This window comes from Microbulbifer sp. ABM4_008, from assembly GCF_056311705.1.
Map to the genome: position 1 here is coordinate 144,313 of NZ_CM149970.1, position 22,802 is coordinate 167,114.

At 47.8% G+C, this 22,802-nt stretch carries 18 protein-coding genes; 4 read left to right on the forward strand and 14 right to left on the reverse strand.

Translation table 11 applies throughout. The features are described from left to right. Window positions 1–15: 15 nt before the first annotated feature. The 5 genes from aptA to ACYX4J_RS00675 all read right to left on the reverse strand — a co-directional run bounded on the left by aptA (window position 16) and on the right by ACYX4J_RS00675 (window position 6,673). A complete protein-coding gene (aptA, locus tag ACYX4J_RS00655) occupies window positions 16–1,356 on the reverse strand; it encodes an omega-aminotransferase AptA (protein ID WP_444934391.1) in 1,341 nt (446 codons plus the stop codon). A gap of 233 nt (window positions 1,357–1,589) precedes the next feature. After that, a complete protein-coding gene (locus ACYX4J_RS00660; RefSeq protein WP_413663623.1) occupies window positions 1,590–2,153 on the reverse strand; it encodes a phosphoribosyltransferase in 564 nt (187 codons plus the stop codon). 11 nt (window positions 2,154–2,164) lie between these two features. Beyond that, window positions 2,165–3,526 carry an NCS2 family permease gene (locus ACYX4J_RS00665; protein WP_413663622.1) on the reverse strand — a complete coding sequence of 454 codons (1,362 nt, stop codon included), beginning with the start codon at window positions 3,524–3,526 and terminating at the stop codon, window positions 2,165–2,167. A gap of 1 nt (window position 3,527) precedes the next feature. Then, entirely contained in the window at window positions 3,528–4,301 is a 774-nt protein-coding gene (locus tag ACYX4J_RS00670) for an outer membrane protein OmpK (protein WP_476177652.1), read from the reverse strand. Between the two features lie 764 nt (window positions 4,302–5,065). Continuing rightward, window positions 5,066–6,673: an ABC-F family ATPase gene (locus tag ACYX4J_RS00675; protein ID WP_476177653.1), complete on the reverse strand. Its 1,608-nt coding sequence runs from the start codon at window positions 6,671–6,673 to the stop codon at window positions 5,066–5,068. A gap of 502 nt (window positions 6,674–7,175) precedes the next feature. Between ACYX4J_RS00675 and ACYX4J_RS00680 the strand changes: the two genes are divergently transcribed. Next, entirely contained in the window at window positions 7,176–7,592 is a 417-nt protein-coding gene (locus ACYX4J_RS00680; RefSeq protein WP_282930918.1) for a VOC family protein, read from the forward strand. A gap of 75 nt (window positions 7,593–7,667) precedes the next feature. On the opposite strand, the gene ACYX4J_RS00685 is transcribed toward ACYX4J_RS00680, so the two are convergent. From ACYX4J_RS00685 to ACYX4J_RS00700, 4 genes are all read right to left on the reverse strand, one after another. Continuing rightward, a complete protein-coding gene (locus ACYX4J_RS00685; RefSeq protein ID WP_476177654.1) occupies window positions 7,668–8,588 on the reverse strand; it encodes a DMT family transporter in 921 nt (306 codons plus the stop codon). Continuing rightward, complete coding sequence (locus ACYX4J_RS00690) at window positions 8,585–9,175, reverse strand: cysteine hydrolase family protein (protein WP_476177655.1); 591 nt, start codon at window positions 9,173–9,175, stop codon at window positions 8,585–8,587. The genes ACYX4J_RS00685 and ACYX4J_RS00690 overlap by 4 nt, the downstream gene beginning before the upstream one ends. Window positions 9,176–9,262: 87 nt before the next feature. Further along, window positions 9,263–10,789, reverse strand: a complete 1,527-nt coding sequence (locus ACYX4J_RS00695; RefSeq protein ID WP_476177656.1) for a cryptochrome/photolyase family protein — start codon at window positions 10,787–10,789, stop codon at window positions 9,263–9,265. Window positions 10,790–10,821: 32 nt separating this feature from the next. Then, window positions 10,822–12,381 carry an ABC-F family ATP-binding cassette domain-containing protein gene (locus tag ACYX4J_RS00700; protein WP_476177657.1) on the reverse strand — a complete coding sequence of 520 codons (1,560 nt, stop codon included), beginning with the start codon at window positions 12,379–12,381 and terminating at the stop codon, window positions 10,822–10,824. A gap of 478 nt (window positions 12,382–12,859) precedes the next feature. On the opposite strand from ACYX4J_RS00700, the gene ACYX4J_RS00705 reads away from it, so the two are divergent. Further along, a complete protein-coding gene (locus tag ACYX4J_RS00705) occupies window positions 12,860–13,414 on the forward strand; it encodes a glycine-rich domain-containing protein (RefSeq protein ID WP_476177658.1) in 555 nt (184 codons plus the stop codon). Between the two features lie 39 nt (window positions 13,415–13,453). On the opposite strand, the gene ACYX4J_RS00710 is transcribed toward ACYX4J_RS00705, so the two are convergent. From ACYX4J_RS00710 to ACYX4J_RS00725, 4 genes are all read right to left on the reverse strand, one after another. Further along, window positions 13,454–14,650 (reverse strand): CaiB/BaiF CoA transferase family protein, encoded by a 1,197-nt coding sequence (locus ACYX4J_RS00710; protein WP_445359107.1) that lies wholly within the window; start codon window positions 14,648–14,650, stop codon window positions 13,454–13,456. A 53-nt stretch (window positions 14,651–14,703) separates the two neighbouring features. Beyond that, on the reverse strand, window positions 14,704–15,852 hold the full coding sequence (locus ACYX4J_RS00715) for an acyl-CoA dehydrogenase family protein (protein WP_476177659.1): 1,149 nt from the start codon (window positions 15,850–15,852) through the stop codon (window positions 14,704–14,706). 105 nt (window positions 15,853–15,957) lie between these two features. Next, window positions 15,958–18,114, reverse strand: a complete 2,157-nt coding sequence (locus tag ACYX4J_RS00720; protein ID WP_444907012.1) for a 3-hydroxyacyl-CoA dehydrogenase NAD-binding domain-containing protein — start codon at window positions 18,112–18,114, stop codon at window positions 15,958–15,960. 10 nt (window positions 18,115–18,124) lie between these two features. Further along, window positions 18,125–19,333 carry an acetyl-CoA C-acetyltransferase gene (locus tag ACYX4J_RS00725; RefSeq protein WP_413663610.1) on the reverse strand — a complete coding sequence of 403 codons (1,209 nt, stop codon included), beginning with the start codon at window positions 19,331–19,333 and terminating at the stop codon, window positions 18,125–18,127. A 385-nt stretch (window positions 19,334–19,718) separates the two neighbouring features. Between ACYX4J_RS00725 and ACYX4J_RS00730 the strand changes: the two genes are divergently transcribed. Next, the gene (locus tag ACYX4J_RS00730; protein ID WP_444907014.1) at window positions 19,719–20,963 is read left to right on the forward strand and encodes an OmpA family protein; all 1,245 of its coding nucleotides are present in this window, start codon (window positions 19,719–19,721) and stop codon (window positions 20,961–20,963) included. Between the two features lie 93 nt (window positions 20,964–21,056). On the opposite strand, the gene ACYX4J_RS00735 is transcribed toward ACYX4J_RS00730, so the two are convergent. Beyond that, a complete protein-coding gene (locus ACYX4J_RS00735) occupies window positions 21,057–22,091 on the reverse strand; it encodes an AraC family transcriptional regulator (protein WP_282930930.1) in 1,035 nt (344 codons plus the stop codon). A gap of 364 nt (window positions 22,092–22,455) precedes the next feature. Here ACYX4J_RS00735 and ACYX4J_RS00740 point away from each other — a divergent pair, with 364 nt between their 5' ends. Then, window positions 22,456–22,788, forward strand: coding sequence for a helix-turn-helix domain-containing protein (locus ACYX4J_RS00740; protein ID WP_413663608.1), 333 nt, complete (start codon window positions 22,456–22,458; stop codon window positions 22,786–22,788). Window positions 22,789–22,802 lie beyond the last annotated feature (14 nt).

Here is a 22,802-nt window from a genome sequence, read left to right on the forward strand (position 1 = left end):
AGGAATAGGTTCTGGCTACTGGCCGTTTGCGACCTCAGTAATTGATTCTGCTAATGCGTTGATAACTCCGTCAATCTCCTCTGCCTGTGCTATAAATGGGACGCCGATTTGCAGTGTGTCGCCGCCGTAGCGAATATAAAAGCCTTTTTCCCACATCTTCATAGCAATTAAGTAAGGCCTGAGTAATGGCTCATCCGGAGCTGATTCGATTGTCAGGCCTGCGGCGAGTCCACAATTACGAATATCTTCTATTAACGGTAATCCATTGAGTTGATGGATATGGTCTTCCAGGATATGGGCAAGCTCCGCAGATCGCTCAAATAAATTTTCTTTCTTTAAAATATCCAGTGTCGCCAATGCCGCTGCGCAGGCTAGTGGGTGCCCAGAGTAGGTATAGCCGTGGGGAAGCTCCAGTTGGTATTGAGGTCCTCCATTTTCCATGAATATCTCGTAGATATCTTGACGCACAGCCACAGCGCCCATGGGAACAGCGCCATTTGTAAGCTGTTTGGCTGTATTGAGCATATCCGGGGTCACTCCAAAAAACTCTGCTCCGGTGGCTTTCCCCATGCGTCCGAAAGCGGTAATGACTTCATCAAATATCAGCAATATGTCGTATTGAGTACATATTTCCCTAAGGCGATGGAGATAGCCTTTTGGTGGGGGCAATACCCCTGCAGACCCCGCTACGGGCTCGACAATAACAGCGGCAATGTTTTCAGAACCGTGCAGTTTGATAAGTTCCAGCAACTCGTCTGCCAGGAAACTTCCCTGTTCAGGCTGTCCTTTAGCAAAGCGGTTGTGGGGTAAAAGGGTGTGGCGAAGGTGGTCAGAATCTAAAGATGAGCCAAAGATTGCTCGATTAGCACTAATACCGCCCACACTAAGACCGCCAAAATTAACTCCGTGATAGCCTTTCACGCGTCCGATGAATTTTGTTTTCCCTGGAGCGCCCATCTTCTGCCAGTAGGCTCTAGCTATTTTTAGAGAGGTTTCTGCGGATTCAGAGCCGGAGTTTGTAAAGAAAATACGATTGAGCCCCATGGGCATCATCTGGCTGACACGCTCCGCTAGTTGGAAGGCTCCCGGGTGGCCATATTGGAAAGCGGGGGCGTAATCCAGAAGGGCTGCTTGCCGGGTAATGGAGTCAATTATCTCCGGGCGGTTGTGTCCGGCACCACAGGTCCACAAGCCAGAGAGACCATCGAATATGGGGCGGCCATCAGCACTTAGGTAATAGCAGCCGCTGGCTGAGGTAATAATACGGGGATCTCTTTTGAATTGGCGATTCCCGGTAAAAGGCATCCAGTAAGCATCGAGCTGCGATTTACTAAGTCCCGCTGATTTGTCGTTCATTTTTATTTTCCGACATTTGGCCTTATCGCATTAATTTTGGACCAACTTTTCTACTTTATAAATTGATTCTCACTAACTTTAGTTTCATAAGTGGGATTTATTAATAGAGTATTGAAGTATTGCCTATGGCAGGAGTTGAGTGCCGGGGGAGGGTTTGCCGGAATGGCCTGAGGGAGAGAGGGAGATGAGAGGAAAAGAGAACCGGGGGCATTAGCCCCCGGTAATATTGCTGATTAAACAGCAGTGGCGATTCTGTCCACATAGGGGGCGAGTTCTGGTTTGTTCTCCAGAATCTCCTGCCGGGACAGACCGTCGATCTCGTGGGGGAATACCAACCACTCTTCGGTCTTGTGGATAAAGTAATCCGGCTCGCGCTTGGCCTTGTTGTTCTTCGGCTTGTAGTAAGGGGTCGCGATACGAATCTCCGGCGTGTTCTTCTTACAGGCAGCGCGCAGGTCTTCGATAGTTTGCTCAATACTCAGGCCAGAGTCGTGCACATCGTCCACGATCAACAGGGAGTCGTGGGACTCCAGGCGCTTGATCAGGTAGTTCAGGCCATGCACGCGCACTTTCTTATCGCGCTCACCGATACCGAGATAGGAGGAAGTGCGGATAGCGATATGGTCTGCATCCACTCCCATCACGTGCAGCAGCTCTTGTACAGCGATGCCCACAGGAGCGCCACCGCGCCAAACACCGACAATATAGTTTGGGCGAAAGCCGTCCTTATAGATTTGCTCGGCGAGAGCATAAGAGTCTATCAGGAGCTGCTGTGCGCTAATAAAGTGCTTTTTCATCAATGTACCCCTCAGAAAAAGGCAAACTTGGCAACAAAGAGTGCCGCTAACACGTAGACACTGATGCTGACGTCTTTGCTACGTCCGCTCAGCGTTTTAATAACTGCGTAGGAAATAAAGCCCAGGGCGATTCCGTGCGCGATCGAGAACGACAAAGGCATCATCACTGCGGCGATTACTGCCGGTGCGGCCTCGGTAATGTCATCCCAATCAATAGATGACATACCGGAAGTCATCAGGACGCCAACATACAGCAGAGCACCTGCGGTTGCATAGGCCGGAATCATACCGATTAGGGGCGAGAAGAAGGTCGCCAACAGGAATAGCCCGGCGCAAACCACAGCGGTCAGGCCTGTGCGACCACCGGCGGTTATACCTGCAGTACTCTCTACATAACAGGTAGTAGTGGAGGAGCCCAGCACAGAACCAACGACAGATGCGGAGCTGTCGGCCATCAGGGCCTTGCCCATTCCAGGCAACTTGCCATCTTTATCCAGCAGTTTGGCGCGATCAGAAACGCTTAACAGGGTGCCTGCGGTGTCGAACAGGTCAACAAACAGGAAGGCAAAGATCACGCTGATCATGCCTACTTCGAAGGCGCCAGCGATATCCAGCTCCAGGTAAGTCGGTGCCAGGCTGGGAGGTGCGGATACCAGACCGGTGAACTCTACCTTACCAATTGCCAGGGCGATGACGGTTACCGCAAGGATACCGATCATCACTGAGCCCAGCATACGGCGGTAGGACAGCGCCACAATAATAAAGAAGCCCAGTGCTGCCAGGATCGCCTCAATTGACTTGAGGTCGCCCAGGGTTACCAGAGTAGCGGGGCTGGCCACAACGATACCGGCACTCTTCAGGGCAATGATCGCCAGGAACAGGCCGATACCCGCTGCCAGGGATTGTCGCAGGGAGAGGGGGATACTATCGATAATCCACTCTCGCAGCTTGAAGATACTGAGCAGCAGGAAGATTACCCCTGATATAAACACCGCACCCAGGGCTACTTGCCAGCTGTAGCCCATTTCACCGACGACAACGTAGGCGAAGAAGGCATTGAGGCCCATACCTGGCGCCAATGCGATGGGGTAGTTGGCGTAGAGCCCCATAATCAGGCAGCCAATAGCGGCTGCAAGACAGGTCGCCATAAACACAGCGCCCTTATCCATACCTGCTGCAGCCAGGATATTGGGGTTCACAAAAATGATGTAGGCCATCGTCAGGAATGTGGTAACGCCGGCAATCACTTCCCGGCGAACATTCGTCTGGCGCTCTGAGAGCTTGAACAACTTCTCCAGGAATGAGGCATTGCCTCCCACCTGCGGGATGTCGGACCCTGGGGTCGCCGATGTTTGGATATCAGTGGGTTTCATATCAGAAGTGGTACTTTACTAGCAGGTTAACGTTGCGTTCGTCGAAATCGACACCGACAATTCCGAACTTGTCGTTCCAGTGTACGTACTCAATACCCGCGTACAGGGTCTTGGGTTCACCCCAAGAGGCGCCGGCATCCCATTTCAGCTGGGAGGTAAAGTTTGTGCTTGGATTGGCATCTTCAGAAGCGCTGGTCCAATCGATAAACCCGTCGTAGACAAAGCTGGCATCACCCAGGGTAAAAGGCATGGCCCAAACCAGGGTCAGCTGCTCGTTGCTGGCCTTGTCATCGTTATCGCGATGGTAAACATTCGCCTGTACAAAGGAGAAGCCGGGTACCGCGAGATCAAAGCCCACACCTGTCAGGAAATTGGTGAAGTGGGGGCCTGTGGCCGTCAGGTGATCCGGGTCATCCATATTGCCTATCTCCACAGTTGTGGCGACAAGCACATCGGTAACCGGTCCGAAAGCCAGCTCACTGCCGCTGAGCTTGCCTAAGCTCAGGCGGGGAGAGATCTCACTATACAGCTCATTGGAGCCATCTTCCGAGTCCAGGTAGTCGGCAAAAATAAAGAGGTCACCCCAGCTGTGGCCACTGGCGTGCTCGAAAGTTACTACGGATCTTTCAGAGTCATCCGTGTTGAGGCTGTAGTTAACCTCGTAATCGCGGCCGTAAAGAAGGCTCAGGCTGTTGTCACTCCAGGTCATCTCAGCTTGGGCAGCTACGCACAACAGGCTAGAGGCCAGCAGTAGCAGGGGCTTGGTTGGTTTCATTCTATTACCTCTGTTACAGCGACAGGCGAATTTCGCACTGGCGGCCGATGAGAAAATCGGCAGTTGGTTAAAAAATAGTCGCGGAATGTACCAGAACTTAACCCCTGTTTTCCAGTGTTTTTTCTCGGCATTTACGCTTTTTTCCGAGCTTTTTAAGTAACTCTGCACCAAAAAATCACGCTTGGGGAAAACGAGATACTCATTTATTGGTTAGCGATGGGTCGGTGTAGCAAAAAAGTATTGTTTAATTGGTTTGATAGTAGGGAATCGCTACATTGCAGGGGCAAATTAGGTAAATAGTCCAGAAAGTCGGCATCTGCTCCCCAGTGGTGCTTGCACAGGCAACATGAATACTTTTGGTGCTTTTAGGGTTCGCGATAATAGATGTTGTTTAACTTTGATGACACAGGAAGTCATCCGCTTGGTAGCAGAATAAGGATGGTTTAAATGTATCTTCTGAGCGCTTTCCTTATATAGGCAGGCATCGGCCTGAGGTCGATGGTGATGGTTGGAAAAAGTAAATCGACTTTTAACCTGTATAAAAATTATTTGGCTGTTTGGTTTTTTTGCTAGTTCGTAGGAAATTGGCCCATGAAGGAGTCTGGATGGGATTGCAGTAGCGGGGGGCGACTTTAGGGGGGGCGCAGGTGATGCCTACCGAGCCCCGTATTATCTGGTGGTGATTGGTTACACTTTGCAGCTTTTGAGACCTGGGGCGAGTATTGTTATCGCCCCAGTATGTCTTTTCCGGTTCGAGTTTGGAATCAGGCTACCTGTTGTTCTGTACTTGACTGGTGCGCCAGGTATTCCTCGTAAGTGCCTTGAAAATCAATCAGTGCTTGATCTTTGATTTCAATAACTCGGGTTGCCAGGGATGAGACAAACTGACGATCGTGACTCACAAAAATAAGTGTGCCCTCATATTTCTCCAGTGCCTTGTTTAGGGCTTCGATGGCTTCCATGTCCAAGTGGTTGGTTGGCTCATCCATGATGAGCACATTGGTGTCCATCATCATTAGCTTGCCAAACAGCAGGCGATTTTTCTCGCCGCCAGAGCAGACCTTTGCCTTTTTATTGGCATCATCTGCGGTAAATAATAGTCGGCCCAGAATACCCCGCACGGCCAGATCATCGTGCTTGGGGGTGCGCCATTGGGACATCCACTCAAATATTGTCAGGTCACCATCAAAATCTGCACTACTGTCTTGCGGACAGTAGCCGATAGCGGCATTTTCTGACCACTTGACGACTCCGCTGTTTGCTTGGATCTCATTGACAAGACAGCGCAGGAAGGTTGTTTTACCAACGCCGTTCTCACCGATAATTGCCAGGCGCGCACCGGCTTCCAGCAGCATTTCGCCACCTTGAAATAGCGTTTCACTGTCAAAACCATGGGTAAGCCCCTCAAGAGTCAGCGCCTGACGGTGCAATTTTTTACACTGGTTAAACGTAATATAAGGGCTGACCCGACTGGAGGGTTTGATTTCGTCCAGCTTGATTTTTTCCATCTTCTTCGCGCGGGAGCTGGCTTGCTTGGCTTTGGATGCATTGGCAGAAAAGCGGTTCACAAAGCTCTGTAGCTCGTCCAGTTCGGCACTTTTCTTGGCATTCTCTGCGTGAAGTTGTTCTTGTATTAGCGTGGAGGCCGCAACAAAGTCCTCATAATTGCCGGGGAAAACCCGTAATTCACCATAATCTATGTCGGCCATATGGGTGCAGACAGAGTTAAGGAAGTGGCGATCGTGGGAAATGATGACCATTGTGCTTTTGCGTTGATTCAGTACATCTGCCAACCACTTGATGGTGTGGATGTCCAGGTTATTGGTCGGCTCATCCAACAATAAAATATCCGGGTCGGCAAATAGCGCTTGGGCGAGTAATACACGCAATTTCCAGCCGGGAGCTACCTGTTTCATCAGGCCAAAATGCAGGGATTCGTCGATGCCAGCTTCAAGCAGGATTTCTCCCGCACGGCTCTCTGCACTATATCCATCCAGCTCAGCAAATTGGACTTCAAGCTCGGCTACGCGCATGCCGTCTTCTTCGCTCATTTCCGGTAGCGAGTATATGCGGTCACGTTCCTGTTTAATTTCCCACAGGCGGACATCTCCCATGATGACCGCATCGACGACGGTGTACTCTTCAAATGCAAACTGGTCTTGGCTCAAAGTACCCAAGGTGCATCCAGGCTCAATGGATACGTTGCCGGCCGAGGGCGCCAAGGCACCACTCAGGATCTTCATAAAGGTTGACTTTCCACATCCATTGGCCCCGATAAGGCCATATCGGTTGCCATTGCCGAACTTTACAGAAATGTTTTCAAACAGTGGTTGGGCACCAAACTGCATGGTGATATTCGCGGTGGAGATCAAGAGCGTATTCCTGAGGATTACAAATGGGCTCTGGTAAGCCAGTTTCGCCAAAATAGGAGGCGTGATGTGGGGGCCGCACTATAAGGATTTGGCGCTGAAGTGTCGAGGAGTACGTTCAATAACTAAGAAGTTTCTCCGCGGGTTCGATATTAGAGATTGAAATATATATGTTAAAGTGTACTCCTAGGCTAGGAGGATATTCCATTTCGGGGTGGGGTGCGATGATATGCATCTGTATACTCCCTGAGTTCGGGCTCTTTAGCTAAAGCTATGGGCCCTAATATTAGGAATATTCCCGGTATAAGTTGCCAGCGCGTAAAGCGGCCACTTTTATTTAAATAATTAACGGGATCACTTGATCTTATTTGTATCCTTTGGGTGGCTCCGACGGCAAAGTAAATGTTAATGCTGTTAGGGGGGAGGGTTGAAGGGCTAATGACTAGCAGATGTCAGTCAATCAATTTTTGATCTCTATGAGGAGCTAGCAAAGGCTGGAGGCTATATGAAATCGAATTGTTTGCACCTTGCGATTCCGGCAGGGGACCTGGAAACCGCCAAGAAATTCTATTGCGATGTCTTAGGCTGCAAGACCGGCAACAGTGAAGAAGGTCGCTGGGTAGATATCGACTTTTGGGGTAACGAACTCACCCTGCACCAGAGTGAGGAGAAGCTCCCCAATGTTCGCCACAAGGTGGATATGGGAGAAGTGGCTGTTCCTCATTTTGGCATTCACCTGCCGGAAGATGAGTTTCAGGCACTAAAAGGCCGTATCGAAGCTGCCGGGCTGGAATACCTGGACAAGCCTTACCGTCGCTTTGTCGGCAATGAATACGAACAGGAAACCTTTTTTATCGAAGATCCAAATGGCAACGTTCTGGAAATGAAAACGATGGTTAATCCTGAACTGATGTTCAAGTAATCGTCTGGGCCCTGCAGATAGTTGAATCTGTAGGGCTGGGTTTCTCCGGCTATTCCTAGCCCTCCCTTATCCTTGCTAAGAATGCGATGCCTTAATCTGGGGTTGAGTTCTGATTGCCTGAATAATACCTCCTATTACTATCAGTAAGCTGCCGGCATAAGTATTCCAGGTTGGGAGTGTGTTATAGACCAACCAATCCAATATGCCGGAGAAAATCAGGCTTGTATATAAATAGGGAGATAAGCTGGCAGGTCTGTTTACCCGACGATAGGCTTTAGTGCGTAAGGATTGATTGCTGATTGTCGACAGGCTAAAAGCAATAATCACAATCACAAAACTTACCGAGTCCGATAGAGATACCGCGACTTTTGTAAGCTCCCCAAGATTTCCTTCAATCAATAAAATAGCAAGCATATAGAGGCTGGATAGGCCGAACATCTTGGTGGTTGAAGATATCGTATTTTGCTTCTTTGAAGAGTGGTGCATTACAAACTGTGAACAAGCTCCAAAGAAGCCCGATAGCAGGCCCACTATCATATAGCTATCAAAGCCAGCAGTTGGCTTCAATATAAAAGCAACGCCGATAAAGCTGATTAAACAGGCCGCTAGTGTCTTCTTTTTTATCGGATCCTTTTTGGCAAACCGGGTAATAAAAGGGAGAAATAAACCTGACGTTGAAAATAGAAGGGCGGCGACAAGTAGAGAGCCTTTGGACAAATAATAAAACAGGCAATACTGAGCGAGACAAGTGAATAACGCCCTTGCACCATCAATCCTATCTATTCGATGAGTCACAGGGTTTTCATCGAAAACAACGAGGCAAATCCAGGTTAGGAGTAAAAATGGGGCAAAGAAACGAATAAAGACCACCAGGGATAAGGAGCTAAAAGTAGTTAGTTCTTTACCAAATAGTCCGGTTAGCGACATACAGCTGGCCGCCAGAATTGCGGTAATGACACTTAGGGCAAATTCTCTATTGGAAATGCGGGTATTCATGATTTACTAGCGCCCTCACTAGCAATAATCTCATCGACAGTTTTTACACTGGCTATCTTTGTGAGGAAGTCCAGGCTATTCTGTTTATTGTTTTCCGTGGCAGATTCACAGGCATCTGAGGCAATGAATACTGAAAAGTCTCTATCGTGAGCTTCCCTGGCTGTCAGTTCGACTGTATTTTGTGTTGATACCCCACAGAGAACAATCCTTTCTATATTGTGGCTAGTAATAAGTACTGGGAGTTCGGTCCCATAGAAGCCACTGACACGCCTCTTATAAATAGATATATCGCTATCAGTAATATTGAGTTCATCAACAAAAGCAGTGCCCCAGCTTTTCTGACGGAGGGCGCCTATATCTTTGATATAGCTGAAGAGAGGAGAGTTAGAGGAAGCTTCCCTGTAGTCGGTGGAAAAAGCGACCCTGATATGGCAAATAAGATGACGTCGTGCTCTTCCCCACGTAAGGAGTTTATTGGTGTTCTCAATAACTCTATTCTTATAGACTCTTGGGGCCGCCGCTGATATTTTTCCCTTTGGATGACAAATATCGTTGATAAAATCGAGGGTAATGATTGCAGTCTTCATGACCAGAGTCTATTGAGGCGAGTATTGGCTTAGTTTAGTAATGATTAAGGAAGCCTTCGATAAAGGATTTTATGATCTATATAGAGATTACGATTTCTTTGTCATAAATTGCTTTGCCCTTTTTTTTATTGCTGTCACTTCACTCTTCTCAAGCTTATCCAAAAGGCTGAACATCATTGTCATTCTATGATTGCCCTCTAGTATTTTTCTTTTTTCAATTAAGAAATTCCAGTAGAGGCTGTTAAATGGGCAGGCCTTTTCTCCAGTTCGTTGTTTGACGTCATAAATACAGTCGCTGCAATAGTTACTCATTTTGTTGATATAGGAGCCACTACTAATATAGGGCTTTGTTGCAACCAGCCCACCATCGGCGAACTGGCTCATTCCCCGGGTGTTAGGCATCTCAACCCACTGAATAGCATCTATGTAAATACCGAGATACCAACTTTCCACCTGGTCAGGGTCAGTTTGTGTTAATAGCGCAAAATTACCGGTAATCATAAGCCTTTGGATATGGTGAGCATAGGCATTTTCCAAGCTATTTCTGATGGTGTTGTGAAGGCAGTTCATGGATGTTTTGGCATCCCAGAAAAAATCTGGTAAATTATTTTTATTCTTCAACTTATTCTGATGCTCATAACTGGGCATAGACATCCAGTAGACACCGCGCATATATTCTCGCCAGCCCAATATTTGGCGTACAAAACCTTCAATCTGGTTAAGTCCTATTGAAATTTTTCCATCTTCCCAAGATTTTATCGCTGTATCGATAGCCTCTTTTGGAGATATGAGTTTACTATTTAGGGAGAAGCTAATTCGGCTGTGATAAAGAAAGGCTTCATCTGGATCCATTGCGTCCTGAAAATCGCCAAAATGAGCAAGTAGATGTTTACAAAAATGACGAAGTAGTTTTATAGATTCCTCCCTGCTGGTTGGCCATATAAAATCCTCTGGATCAATCTCTCCAATACTCTTAACTCCAGACTTTTTTATACGGGATAAAGTTGAAGTGACATTACTTGTTATTTTTCCCTGCTTGGGTTTGCCCAGCTTTCCATTCCATTTTTTTCTATTGCTTTGGTCGAAATTCCACTTTCCCCCTTCAGGTTTTCCATTGTTCATCAGAATGTCATGCTTCTTCCGCATATAATGGTAGAAGCTTTCCATAAGTAGAGATTTTTTCCCCTGGAAGAAGTTTGCCAGCTCTTTTCGGGTGGTTAAAAAATGCTCAGTGTCGTAGGCTTGAAATTCTATTGATAATCTCTTTTCTAGTTGTAGCAGCTGCTGATCTAGTCGGTACTCATCGGGAAGTTGGTACTCAAATTTTTCAATTTTGTGCTTTCTAATAATATCTTCGATATTTTTTGTAAGGTTTTGTTTGTTGTTTTTATCGTCTATTCGATAGTAGATGACATTGCAGCCCCTATTTTTAAGCCACTCTGAGAAAATCTGCATAGCTTCAAAAAAGGCAACGATTTTTTGGATGTGGTGAACAACGTAATCGGTCTCTTGGCGCATTTCAGCCATAAAGTAGATCTTATCCTCCTGGTTACCTCTAAACCAGGAGTGTTTTTGGTTCAATTGATCTCCTAATAGCACGCGCAGCGTTTTCACATCTCACTTCCTTTATTTAGATCTTAATATGCCTATAGATAGACCCTTCTATTCACTCCCACATTTTCTATAAAAGTAGAGTCATGGGAGATCAATAAAAATGTTCCAGGGTATTCTACCAGCGCAGTTTCTAGCGCTATACGCGACTCCAGATCCAAGTGATTGTCCGGTTCGTCCAGTAGTAGCAGGTCTGGTGCCTCAGTGCCACGAGTAGCGGCAAGTAAAGCAACCTTTAGTCGCTCCCCTCCACTTAACGTATTGGTAGAGCGAAGTGCAGAATCACCTCGAATATTCATTGTGGCTAGGGCAGTGCGCCAGAAGTTGGTATCTTTATCAGGGTGCAGGCGGGATAAAGTTTCCAAGGCAGATAGATTTCCATTTAGTTGACTCAGGTTCTGATCCAGATAAAAACAGCTGCCAAAAGTTTTACACAAACCGCTGCGAGGTTTAACTCGACCAGCAATGATCTTTAGTAGCGTTGTCTTTCCGCTACCATTGGCGCCACAAATATGCCAGCGATCGCCACTGTGCATGGTAAGTGATATGGGATCACTCTGAATACCGTAGGGCAGTTTGAGATCCTCAACATGCAGACGAATACCACCCGTTAGCCCTGTTTTGCTAAGTTGCATATTTGGGAGCTTATGACTCTTATAGTCCTTTTGGCAACTTTCTAAATCTAGCTTTAACTTATGGTGCTGACGATCCAGGTTTCTAGTCAGCTTGCCTAAACTTTGCCCTGCACGATCTTTTTTCGCATCTAGTAGCGATTTACATTGGGAACCTTTTAATTTCTTACCCTGGTTTTTTCTGGTTGTAGTTTTTTCAGCAGAACTTTTCTTAAGTTTGTTTAGGCTTTCTATATTCTTTTTGGTGCTTTCAATTTTCTTTTCTACAGACTGTCTCTGTATCTCTTTTTCTTTCTTGTAGTGTGAATAGTTACCACCATATGTGCGTAGTTTTCCTGAATCTAGTTCCACTATCGTGTCAGCTTGTTGGAGTAAGCTTCGGTCATGACTGACCATTAGGATTCCGGCAGAATGGTTTCTAATTTTCTGCTGTAACCATTTTCTACCGTCTGAATCTAGGTGATTACTAGGCTCATCCAGTAGCAGGTAGTGTTTTTTATGAGAGAAGGCATTGATTAAAGCCAGTCGGACTCTTTCACCACCGCTAAGATTGCCGATAGGAGTGTCTAACGTGAGGTTTATTCCGGCGCTGTATAAATGCTGTTGCCAAATTGTAGGTAGCTCCCATGAATCTGAGACACGTATCAGATCTTCCTCACTCTGATTGCCAGACTCAATACGTGAAAAACAGTCATAGAGGCCCGTAGGGTCGAATAAATCTACAATTCGCTTGTTGGAATTGCTGCTCACTTGATCCACTTTAAGGTAGTCCGTATACCAAGTAATACTTCCCTGTTCAGGCTTTAGTTTCCCAATCAAAGCCTCTAAAAAAGTCGACTTTCCACTGCCATTATTTCCCACTAAGCCAGTAAATCCCGGAGGGAAGTCAAGATGGATCCCCTTAAATAGAGATTTCTCAGGGACGTTTAAGTAAAGATTTTTTATAGAACAAATGCTCTGCATGTCACCCTCCGGTAGTCGGAATGGGTGGCGCAATACCATGATCTTGAGAGAAAGTTGTAGAGAATGGAGTACGCCACTTGCACGGGAATTGATGGCCTCTTAAGAAACCGGTTTATCTCCAGTGTGTGCAAGGCTTAATTCATTGGCGTAGATAGCTCCAAAAAGAAAAGTTGTTAAGTGTTAGCTTAATAAAGATTCAAAAATACTTCAAGTCCCAACCTATAAGCACTCACTTGGTACTCTCAACTCTTAAAATAGAGAGGTATAAGAGTATTACTGATATTACATTGAGATGATGCATTTTTACGACTTGATTTAGAGTAATAAGTGTTTAAAAGCGGGGGTTACTATGGTATTTGAAGGTTTTATAGCAATTTGTCTATTGATCGTAAGTACTATGCTTTTTTTCTTTTACCGAAAATCACAGCGGGAACGATTTTTAAGAGACTATCAATTCCATCCGTCTCTCAAACAAAGAGTGAAGAAAAATTACCCTCATCTCAGCGACAAGCAGCTGGGCATGGTACTCGATGGGTTAAGGGAATATTTTATTATCTGTCAAACGGCTGGTAGACAAATGGTCGCTATGCCATCTCAAGTGCTTGATGTCGCTTGGCATGAATTTATATTAAGCACACAGATGTATCGCAATTTTTGTAATAAAGCTTTTGGACATTTTCTGCACCACACACCCAATGAAGTTTTGCCAGATAAGGATACAGCTAGTGAGGGGATTAAGAGGGTGTGGCGAATTGCTTGTGCTCGAAGTGGTATAAGTCCATCCAAGCCAAAGTCGTTACCTCTGGTTTTCTCAATTGATAAAAAGTTGGGGATTAAAGATGGATTTCATTATTCGCTAAACTGTCGATCGAGAAATAGTCCCGCTGCGGATCACTGTGCCAGTCATATTGGTTGTGCCGCGAGCTGTCAAGGCGGAACTTCCGGCAGTGCCTTCTCTGGAATTTGGGGTGGTGGCTCCTCTTCAGATTTTGGAAGCAGTTGTGGTGGGGGCTGTGGCGGGGGTGGCAGCTAGAGGCAGCTATCACTGCTCTAGCAACCCTGTTCAAGGTGATTAATGAGTGACACCCTGAACCTCGCAAAGCTCTTCAATTTCTTCAGCGCTAAAGCCGAGCTCACCCAGCACAGCGTGATTGTGCTCTCCCAGAGCTGCCCCTCGGTTAAATAAGTGGGGCTTTTGGCCGTTAAATCTAAAGGGTGTGTTGATCTGTTTAATATCTCCATTCACAGAACAGATCATCTCTCTGGATTGGATAAGATCGCTATCAGCAGCTTCTTTAAAATTAAGTACGGGTTCAATACACGCATCAATATCCTGAAATATATCAATCCATTCTTTCTGGCTTTTTGTGGCAATAATTTCTGCAATATCTTTCTTAAGTGTTTCTTGTTGTCCGTCTTGGACAATGCGAGTCAGCCACTCCTTTCGGCCTATTTTTGTTAAAAATTGCTCAGCAAATTGTGGCTCTAAACTTCCCACAGAAAGATAGCGGTTATCTGCCGTGCGATAATAATCATAATAACTTCCACCGTTTAGCAGCTCGGATTCCAGCTTGGGATCGGTATTTAAAGCCAGTGCATTGGCCCCACTAATTGCGTTTAACGCGAAACTACAGTCCGTCATACTGATATCGATATAACTGCCTTCACCGGTTCTCTGACGATGATATACCGCAGCCAGTATCGACATAACCGCATGGTGTGAACCGCCGGCGATGTCTGCTATCTGTGTGCCGCTCAGGCAGGGGCCATGGTCACGGTTGCCGGAATAGCTGGCCAGGCCAGATAGTGCGAGATAATTGATATCGTGCCCGGCACGTTGCTTTAATGGTCCAGTCTGTCCATATCCGGTAATCGAACAGTAAATAATGTCTGCGCGCTGTTGGCTTAAGCTTTGGTGGCCAAGGCCCAGCCTATCCATCACTCCCGGGCGGAATTGCTCGATCACAATATCGTATTGCTGAAGCAATCGGTGAATCACCACTTGCGCCTTTGGATTTTTAAGATCGATCGCCAGGGAGCGTTTGTTGCGGTTAATGGTTGCGTGGGCGGCGGATAGGGAAGCCGTGTCATCGACTAAAGGCGGAAAGCCCCGTAGTAAATCTGGGCGTGTGGGAGACTCGATTCTTAGTACTTCGGCGCCCAAGTCCGCCAATAGCATAGTGGCATAGGGACCGGGAAGTAGGGTAGAAAAGTCGAGTACTTTAAGCCCCTCAAGAGGGGCGCAATGATTCTTCGTTTGCTGTTTCACTTTTTATTTCATTATTTTAATTGAGAACAGGAATTTCAATCTAGCACTTTAATTTAGTCATCGCGCAGGAGGTCCCGGGAAATAATTAATTTCATAATTTCATTGGTTCCGGCATAAATACGTGCTACACGAGCATCGGCCCAAGACCGGGCGATGGGGTATTCCCACATATAGCCATAGCCGCCATGTAACTGAACACATTCATCCAAAAGTTTGCATTGGAAATCTGTACTCAATAACTTGGCTTTCGCTGCAGTTGCAACGTCGAGTTTCTTTTTATAGTGAAGCTCCAAGCAGCGATCGATAAATACCCGAAGAGCGGTTAACTCACTGTCCAGTTCAGCCAGTTTGAATTGCGTATTTTGAAAGGCAGCAATAGGTTTACCGAAAGCCTTGCGGTCCCGCACATAATCAATAGTCCATTGCAGGGCTGCTTCTGCATTAGCTATTGCATAAATTGCTACACTCAATCGTTCCTGGGGCAATTCCTGCATTAAATAAATAAATCCTTGCCCCTCTCCTCCGAGAAGGTTATCCACAGGAACTCTGACATCATCAAAAAATAGCTCTGAAGTATCCTGTGCCTTCATGCCTATTTTTTCCAGATTACTACCTTTCTTGAATCCTGGGCTAGCTGCCTCTACAAGGAATAAACTGACTCCAGAGGCCCCTTCGTGAGGGTCAGTTTTGGCTACTACGATAACCAGATCTGCTTGTTGCCCATTGGTAATAAAAATCTTGGAACCATTTAACAGGTAATGATCTCCCTTGCGTACGGCTGTAGTTCTCACCCCCTGGAGATCCGACCCGGCACCGGGTTCCGACATAGCAATCGCGGTAATCATTTCCCCGCTAATGCATTTAGGTAGGTATTTTTTCTTCTGTTCTTCTGTACCGTAATTAATAATGTAGGGCACGGCGATATTGGAGTGCAGGCCCCAGCCAATACCGGAAAGTCCCGCTCGGGCCACCTCCTCATCAATAATGGAGTTGTAGCCATAGTCCAGCCCCAAGCCACCATACTTTTCGTCAACTTGCGGACACAGAAAGCCCATTTCTCCAGCTTTATTCCACAGTTTACGATCTATCTGACCATCTTTTTCCCACTGATGGTGGTAGGGTACAGCTTCATTTTCTAAAAATTTACGTAAAGTTTCTCGAAACTGTTCGTGATCTTCGTTGTAAACAGTTCTTGGTACCATCCTTACACCACCGCATTTTATTACTGAAAAATTGAACCAGTGTTTTGATTGGCGATGTAAACAGCAAGACTTTAAAAGCCTGTTTACATCGCTCAAACCCCTGGGTTAAGGGTTGTCCGCCAGAGCTTTTCCTGACTCTGCCAGATCCAGCAAAATTGCTGGCGGGGCAAATCGATCTCCATAGGCATCAGCCAGTTGCTGGGCGCGTTGGGTAAACGCTTTCAGGCCAAACTGGCTGATGTATTGCAATGCACCACCGGTCCAGGGTGGGAAGCCGATACCGAAGATAGAGCCAATATTGGCATCGCGTACGCTGCGTAGCACATCCTCTTGATAACAGCGAAGTGTCTCCAGAGCCATAATAAACAGCAGCCGTTCCTTCACATCTTCTATCGGCAGTGCCTCTTTGGCGGGGAACTCCTTCTCAAGGCCACTCCATAAGTGCTTTTTCCCGCCCTCAGGGTAAGTATAGAAGCCGCCACCTGCGGCCTTACCAGCGCGACCAACTTCAAGCATTCGGTCGATCACTCCGTCGGCGGGATGCGTGGGGGCGGGTTTACCCTCTTTTTGCAGGTCATTGATGGTCTGCTGGCGTATCCGGCTCATCAGCGTTAGGGAGACCTCGTCACTAACAGCTAGAGGGCCGACTGGGAAGCCAGCTAGGGCTGCGGCATTTTCAATGGTGGCGGGATTAACCCCTTCGCTGAGCATGCCGATACCTTCATTGGTAAAGCAGCCGAATACCCTTGAGGTGAAGAAGCCACGGCTGTCGTTAACAACGATAGGAGTCTTGCCAATCTGCAATACAAAGGCGAAGGCTTGGGCGAGAGTCTCATCACTGGTTTGCTCCCCACAGATAATTTCCACCAGTGGCATCTTGTCGGCAGGGGAGAAGAAATGTAGACCGATAAATTGCTGGGGACGGTCGGAAGCTTGAGCGAGCCCAGTGATCGGCAGTGTCGAAGTGTTGGAGGCAAATACTGCATTTTTCGGCAGCTGTGCTTCGGCTTCCTGGGTAACTTTACGCTTGAGTTCCCGGTCTTCGAAAACTGCTTCTATCACCAACTCACAATCAGCCAGGTCGGTATTGCTGTCTGTGGGCGTGATACGGGAGAGGATCTGATTGACCTTGTCCTCGGTAATGCGACCCCGCTGTAAGCGTTTTTGCAGGGATTTCTCTGCATATTGTTTGCCGGCTAAGGCACCTTCCATGGATACATCTTTTAATACGACATCAACACCTTTACTGGCACAGGCGTAGGCAATGGCTGAGCCCATCATGCCGGCGCCGAGTATGCCAATTTTTTGCATGGGCGACGTTTTATGATCGCGGGCGGCGGCGGGCAGTGATGCTCCGGCTTTGACCTCATTGAGTGCAAACCAGAAAGTACCGATCATGTTTTTGGCAACCTGCCCGCAAGCGAGGCCTACAAAATGTCGGGATTCAATTCGCGTAGCAGTTTCGAAGTCGACCCTTGACCCTTCGACAACGGTTGCCATTATCGACTCTGGCGCCGGCAGACATCCCTTGGTTTTTTTCTCCAGCATTGCTGGGGCGATCATCAGTAACTGCGCATTTTTAGGGTTCTTTGCGTCCCCTCCCGGCATCCGGTAATCCGGTTGATCCCAAGGCTGAGCAACAGGTTGCTCACTATTCTCTCGAATATAAGTGACAGCCTTCTCTAGTAATTCATTTTCACTGGTAACGAGCTGATGTACCAGACCGGCTTTGAGAGCCTGTTGCGGCCTCACCTGTTTTCCTTCCAGTAAGTAGGGTAGAGACTCCTGGATGCCTAAAAGGCGGGGCATACGTACACAGCCGCCACCACCAGGTAGTAAGCCTAATGTGACTTCAGGCAATCCCAGTTTTATTGCGGTGCTATCGATAACAATACGCTGATGGCAGCTGAGGGCAATTTCCCAGCCACCGCCCAAAGCTGTGCCATTAATCGCAGCAACGACGGGTTTACCCTGGGTTTCCAACCAGCGCAGGTTGGCTTTCATTGATTCGCAAGATTCGAAGAAAGGTTTAGCTTCTTCAATTTTTGCCGCAAATAAAGATTTGAGGTCGCCGCCGGCAAAAAAGGTATTTTTTGTGGAGCGAACAATAATTCCAGAAAATTCTTGCTGCTTGAGTTGTTCAACCGCTGCGCTCAGTGACTCGGTAAAATCCCGGTCCATCACATTGGCTGAGGCATTGGGGTTGTCCATGATCAGGTGGACAATATTGTGATCGTCTTTTTCCAGGCGAATGGATTTCATAGTCTGCCCCCTAAACTCTTTCGATAATGGTTGCTACACCCATACCGCCGCCCACACATAGTGTGACCAGGCCGTAGCGAAGTTGCCGTTGTTCCAGCTCATCCAGTACTGTGCCGATCAGCATTGCACCGGTCGCGCCGAGGGGGTGGCCCATAGCGATTGAGCCGCCGTTAACGTTGAGTTTTTGTGGGTCCACGTCTAACTCGTGTTGGAAACGCATCACCACTGCCGCGAAGGCTTCATTCACCTCAAAGAGGTCAATATCCTGCACCGTCAGGCCTGCGGCCTTCAGGGCTTTGCGAGTGGCGGGCGCGGGGCCTGTGAGCATGATAGTAGGCTCAGTGCCCACCACCGCAGCGGAGACAATACGGGCGCGGGGGCTGAGCCCCAGATCCCGCCCGGCCTGTTCACTGCCGATCAGCAGGGCGGCTGCGCCATCGACGATGCCTGAGGAATTTCCCGCAGTGTGAACATGGTTGATTGATTCGACCTGTGGGTAACGGGATATGGCAATGCTGTCGAAGCACAGGTCACCCATCCCGGCAAAGGACGGCTTGAGTTGTGCCAGGGCCTCTATGGACGCATCTGGGCGCACCAGCTGGTCGTGATCGAGAATGGTCAGGCCATTTTGGTCGCGTACGGGAATCACAGATTTTTCGAAAGCACCGCGCTTCCAGGCGGCTGCCGCCTTGTGCTGAGAGTCCAGCGCAAAGTTATCCACATCCTCGCGGGAAAATCCGCCGAGTGTAGCGATCAAGTCCGCGCCAATGCCCTGGGGTGCAAATCCAGTATCTATTGCTGTGCGTGGGTCCATCGCCCAGGCGCCGCCATCGCTGCCCATGGGCACCCGCGACATGGACTCTACACCTCCGGCCACTACCAGATGCTCCCACCCGGAGCGAACTTTGGTAGCGGCGAGATTGACCGCTTCGGCACCGGAGGCACAGAAGCGATTCAGAGTTACGCCACCGATATCCCAGTCCCAATTGGCAGCTAAAGCTGCAACTTTTGCGATATCGGCACCCTGATCTCCGATCGGTGTAACACAGCCCATAACGATATCGTCCACTTTGGCAGTGTCGAATCTATTGCGGGTCTGTAATTCTTTCAGGAGATCTGAAAGCAGGGTGATAGGTTTGACTTCGTGAAGGGCACCGCTGGATTTGCCTCTGCCCCGCGGGGTGCGGATAGCATCGTAGATGTAGGCTTCGGTTGGCACGGTTTTAGCCTCTTTTTATTTTATGGTTTCGCTTATTACCATAGTGCGGTGCAGCTTGGGTTCAATGATAAAAATTGCCACGGAAGATGACTCAGCTTCCAGGTACTACCGAAAAATTCCTAGTCAAATATCTTTTTATTTATTCCAAATTAACCTAACCATGTGGAGGTACTGCCGTACACTCAAGTAAGGCGCCTAAATCTATTGAAATTTTGGCACGGTAAATTGGCACTTAAATTATCTTTGCGGCTGGAGGAATTCCATGTCAGGCAGGGTAATGGGTGATTCAGGGCAGCTGAGAAAAATTTGAATGGGTAACACACGGGTGACCCCGGACAAATAAATGTACTTTGACGGTCCCTGAGGTGGTGAGCGAGGTTTGGCTATGGCGGATAATGTTTTGGATATGGCTACCGGCCAATTGGGCTCCGGGGGTATTGATGCGCTGACAAAGGCTTTGAATTTGCCGGCAGGGCAAGGTGAAGCTGCACTCTGCTCAGGCGTTGCTTACATACTGGCTGGTATGTTGAACAGGGCCAGTAGTAAAACAGGAATGGGTTATTTATTTAATTTAATTTCTGAAAGTGAAGCGCTGGATTTGTCTAAATTCGCCACCGCTATTTCCTCACCAGAAAAGTTGAAGTCAATTACAGACATCGGTGAGAAAATGCTGGAAAAAATTTTCAGCAGCCGTAAAAAAGAGGTCCTGGAAGTTGCAGCGAATAATTTGGGGAAAGAGGGCGGAGATCTATTGAGTGTATCCGCACCGATAGTTACTTCGTTGATGCAAAGCCAGGCCAAAGCTCAAAAAATGGATGTTTCCGACTTGGCTTCATTCCTGATTGGGCAGCGGGAGCATTTACAGGGGTATATACCGGATAACCTTCTTCAAGCAATCGACGTTCCAGATTTTGGGAAGTTGGGAGACGCTCTGGTTACCCATGGCCACGCCAAACCCCAGGAACCTCGGGCTACAGCAATTCAGGGGCCCGAAGAAAAACGTAAACCGGTTAGTTTCAGTAGCTGGTTTTTTCCTTTGCTGTTGGTACTTGTGGTTCTCTACGCATTGAATATGTGTATGTTGAAAGGAAAAAAGGAAAATTCAGAAAGTAATCCTTCCATGACCTCCCAGGAAGCGAGCTTTATGGAGTCCGCTTCACAGCCGGTAGGGGATTCCCCCCTTGAGAAAGCGGAAGAGGAAGCGCAACTGGGCCCCGATAACTTTTCCAGTAATTTACGTGATTATCTCAAGAGCTTTTCAGACAATCCCGACCGGGAATTCCCCATGCGGGTGAACTTTGAAAAGGGAACCGCAAAAATCACCAACCCTGCAGCTGAGGATATCGATGCTCTGGCAAAAATCATGCAAGACAACCCCAACTTAACCATTGCGATTGAAGGGCATGTTAAAGGTGAGGGCAATGAAATTGCAGAGCAGGAAATTTCCCAAGAACGCGCGGATGTAGTGAAAGAACTTCTATTGAAGAAGGGGATAGCGGCAAATCGTATCACTGCAACAGGAATGGGCTCGGCTAAGCTTGTCCCGGAAGACATGTCAGAGAAGAGGGACCAAAAAGCCCTTAATGTTGAGCGAGTTAGTATCCGGGTAGTGACAAACTCTCAGGAGTAGCCGGGATACGGGAATCCCTTTGAAGGATATTTTCCAAGGTAGATTTCATTTATAAAAAATCCCGGTCTTTTGACCGGGATTTTTAGTGTCGCCTTAACTACGGAATTTATCCCTGTAAGCTCCGGGGGCTAGCCCCGTCCACTTTTTAAATGCGCGATTAAAAGCGCTGGGTTCGGAAAAGCCCAGGCGCTCGGCAATTTCAGCTACAGCAGTTTCCTGCTGCTTCAACTGGTAAACCGCCATATCCCGCCGAACAGAGTCTTTAATATCCTGCCAGCTGTTGCCCTCCTCTTTGAGGCGGCGGCGCAGCGTCTGTGGAGATGTGTATAAACGTGCGGCGACATCATCCAGTGACAGATTTTCGATACTGTTTTGCTGTTGCAGCATACGGCGAATACGACCGGTGAAACTGTGGTCGGATTTGTATTGGGTCAACAGGCACTCGGGGGCGCGGGACAGGAAGTCTGCCAGCTGTTGCTCATCGCGTACCAGGGGCATTTGCAAATAGCGAGTGTTAAATACCAGGCAGGTTTCACCTTGGTTAAAGTAGTGCCTGCAAGGGAACATATCGCTGTAGTCTTCGTTGTAGTCGGGCGGGGGAAACGCCAGAAGAACGCGCTCTAATAAAATGGTACGGTCGATCAGCCAGCTAAAAAAGCGCAACCAGATTACCGCGATAGATTCGACGAAAATTTGGTTGGGCAATTTTTTTTCATTGGTGTGGTGAATGATCAGTCGAGCTTCTTCACCGTCCTCGACCAGCTTGATGTGCAAGTCGTCACTCACCATGCTGATAAAGCGGCTAGAGCGAAGCAGAGCTCGGCGCAGGTTGGGACAGGTGATACAAGCGTGCCCCATCATGGCAAAAGTGCCCGGCAGCCAAGGGCGCGCCAGGAATCCTCCTGACTCATCGTTCAGAAAATCCCACTCAAGGCGTAACAAGTTGGCCATCTGCTCCCGGCCAACGCGGCTATCGGGATCATCTAGCTGGGCGGGGGCGATTCCGCTATCGATGAGTAGTTGTTGGCAATCCAGTCCGGTCGCTTGTGCACCAACCAGATGGGCCTTTACCGCAGCGGCGGGAATACCTAGCCCCGCTTCGCGGAGTTTGGGGTTTTCATTGTCCACTCTTTCAGCCTCACAATTATTTTCTGTCTGCTGCTGTATTACGGTATGGATTATGCGCAAACAGAGAGAGAAAGTCAGGCTTCTGCTTAATTTATATGCAACTGCCTGTGCTTTTATTAGTGGTGACAGTTTCGAACTTGATGGGCTTATGGAATAAAAGTTGTCTATTTCTGTCTTTTAATGTGTATTTTTTGCGTTAACGACTGAAAATCCCAGTTTTGCTCTCAACAATTTTCTATGCTTGTTCCTCTGTGGACTGACAGTTCTTTTAAAGTTTGATAGCGATAGTGAATCACTATTTCCTCGACCTGTAAGTCATATTCGTCAACAATAGGAAAAATTCCGTTAGTGAAGGACTGGTCAAATGTCACCGACGTCTGTTGCAAGTCTGTTAAACCCGACCATCTGCCGGCGAATGTTGATTGCTTACCTGATCGAGCATATTCCGCGTCCCAATAATCCTACTTTGGAGGAGGCAACTGGATGGCCTCGCCGTACGGTGCAGGACATTATTGCGAAAGGATTGCCGGGGCATGGCACAGTTGTAGAGTTCATTCAGGAGGGCGTGCGCCACAATGACGGCTACTACCTGCTGCGTGATTGGGGGTCTTTTGACAAGAATTGGGTGAAAACCAATTTGCCGATTATTTGCCAGGTGTTAGATGTAAAGCTGGATTTGAGTGACGCAATGAGCTGATCAGAGCGCCACTC

What these genes read in the sequence shown, in the direction of transcription:
- ACYX4J_RS00690 (WP_476177655.1), bottom strand. Translation starts at nt 9,175, where the DNA reads ATGAAGACTGCAATCATTACCCTCGATTTTATCAACGATATTTGTCAT.
- ACYX4J_RS00660 (WP_413663623.1), bottom strand. Translation starts at nt 2,153, where the DNA reads ATGAAAAAGCACTTTATTAGCGCACAGCAGCTCCTGATAGACTCTTAT.
- ACYX4J_RS00670 (WP_476177652.1), bottom strand. Translation starts at nt 4,301, where the DNA reads ATGAAACCAACCAAGCCCCTGCTACTGCTGGCCTCTAGCCTGTTGTGC.
- ACYX4J_RS00685 (WP_476177654.1), bottom strand. Translation starts at nt 8,588, where the DNA reads ATGAATACCCGCATTTCCAATAGAGAATTTGCCCTAAGTGTCATTACC.
- ACYX4J_RS00720 (WP_444907012.1), bottom strand. Translation starts at nt 18,114, where the DNA reads ATGAAATCCATTCGCCTGGAAAAAGACGATCACAATATTGTCCACCTG.
- ACYX4J_RS00740 (WP_413663608.1), top strand. Translation starts at nt 22,456, where the DNA reads ATGTCACCGACGTCTGTTGCAAGTCTGTTAAACCCGACCATCTGCCGG.
- ACYX4J_RS00715 (WP_476177659.1), bottom strand. Translation starts at nt 15,852, where the DNA reads ATGGTACCAAGAACTGTTTACAACGAAGATCACGAACAGTTTCGAGAA.
- ACYX4J_RS00730 (WP_444907014.1), top strand. Translation starts at nt 19,719, where the DNA reads ATGGCGGATAATGTTTTGGATATGGCTACCGGCCAATTGGGCTCCGGG.
- ACYX4J_RS00665 (WP_413663622.1), bottom strand. Translation starts at nt 3,526, where the DNA reads ATGAAACCCACTGATATCCAAACATCGGCGACCCCAGGGTCCGACATC.
- aptA (WP_444934391.1), bottom strand. Translation starts at nt 1,356, where the DNA reads ATGAACGACAAATCAGCGGGACTTAGTAAATCGCAGCTCGATGCTTAC.
- ACYX4J_RS00700 (WP_476177657.1), bottom strand. Translation starts at nt 12,381, where the DNA reads ATGCAGAGCATTTGTTCTATAAAAAATCTTTACTTAAACGTCCCTGAG.
- ACYX4J_RS00680 (WP_282930918.1), top strand. Translation starts at nt 7,176, where the DNA reads ATGAAATCGAATTGTTTGCACCTTGCGATTCCGGCAGGGGACCTGGAA.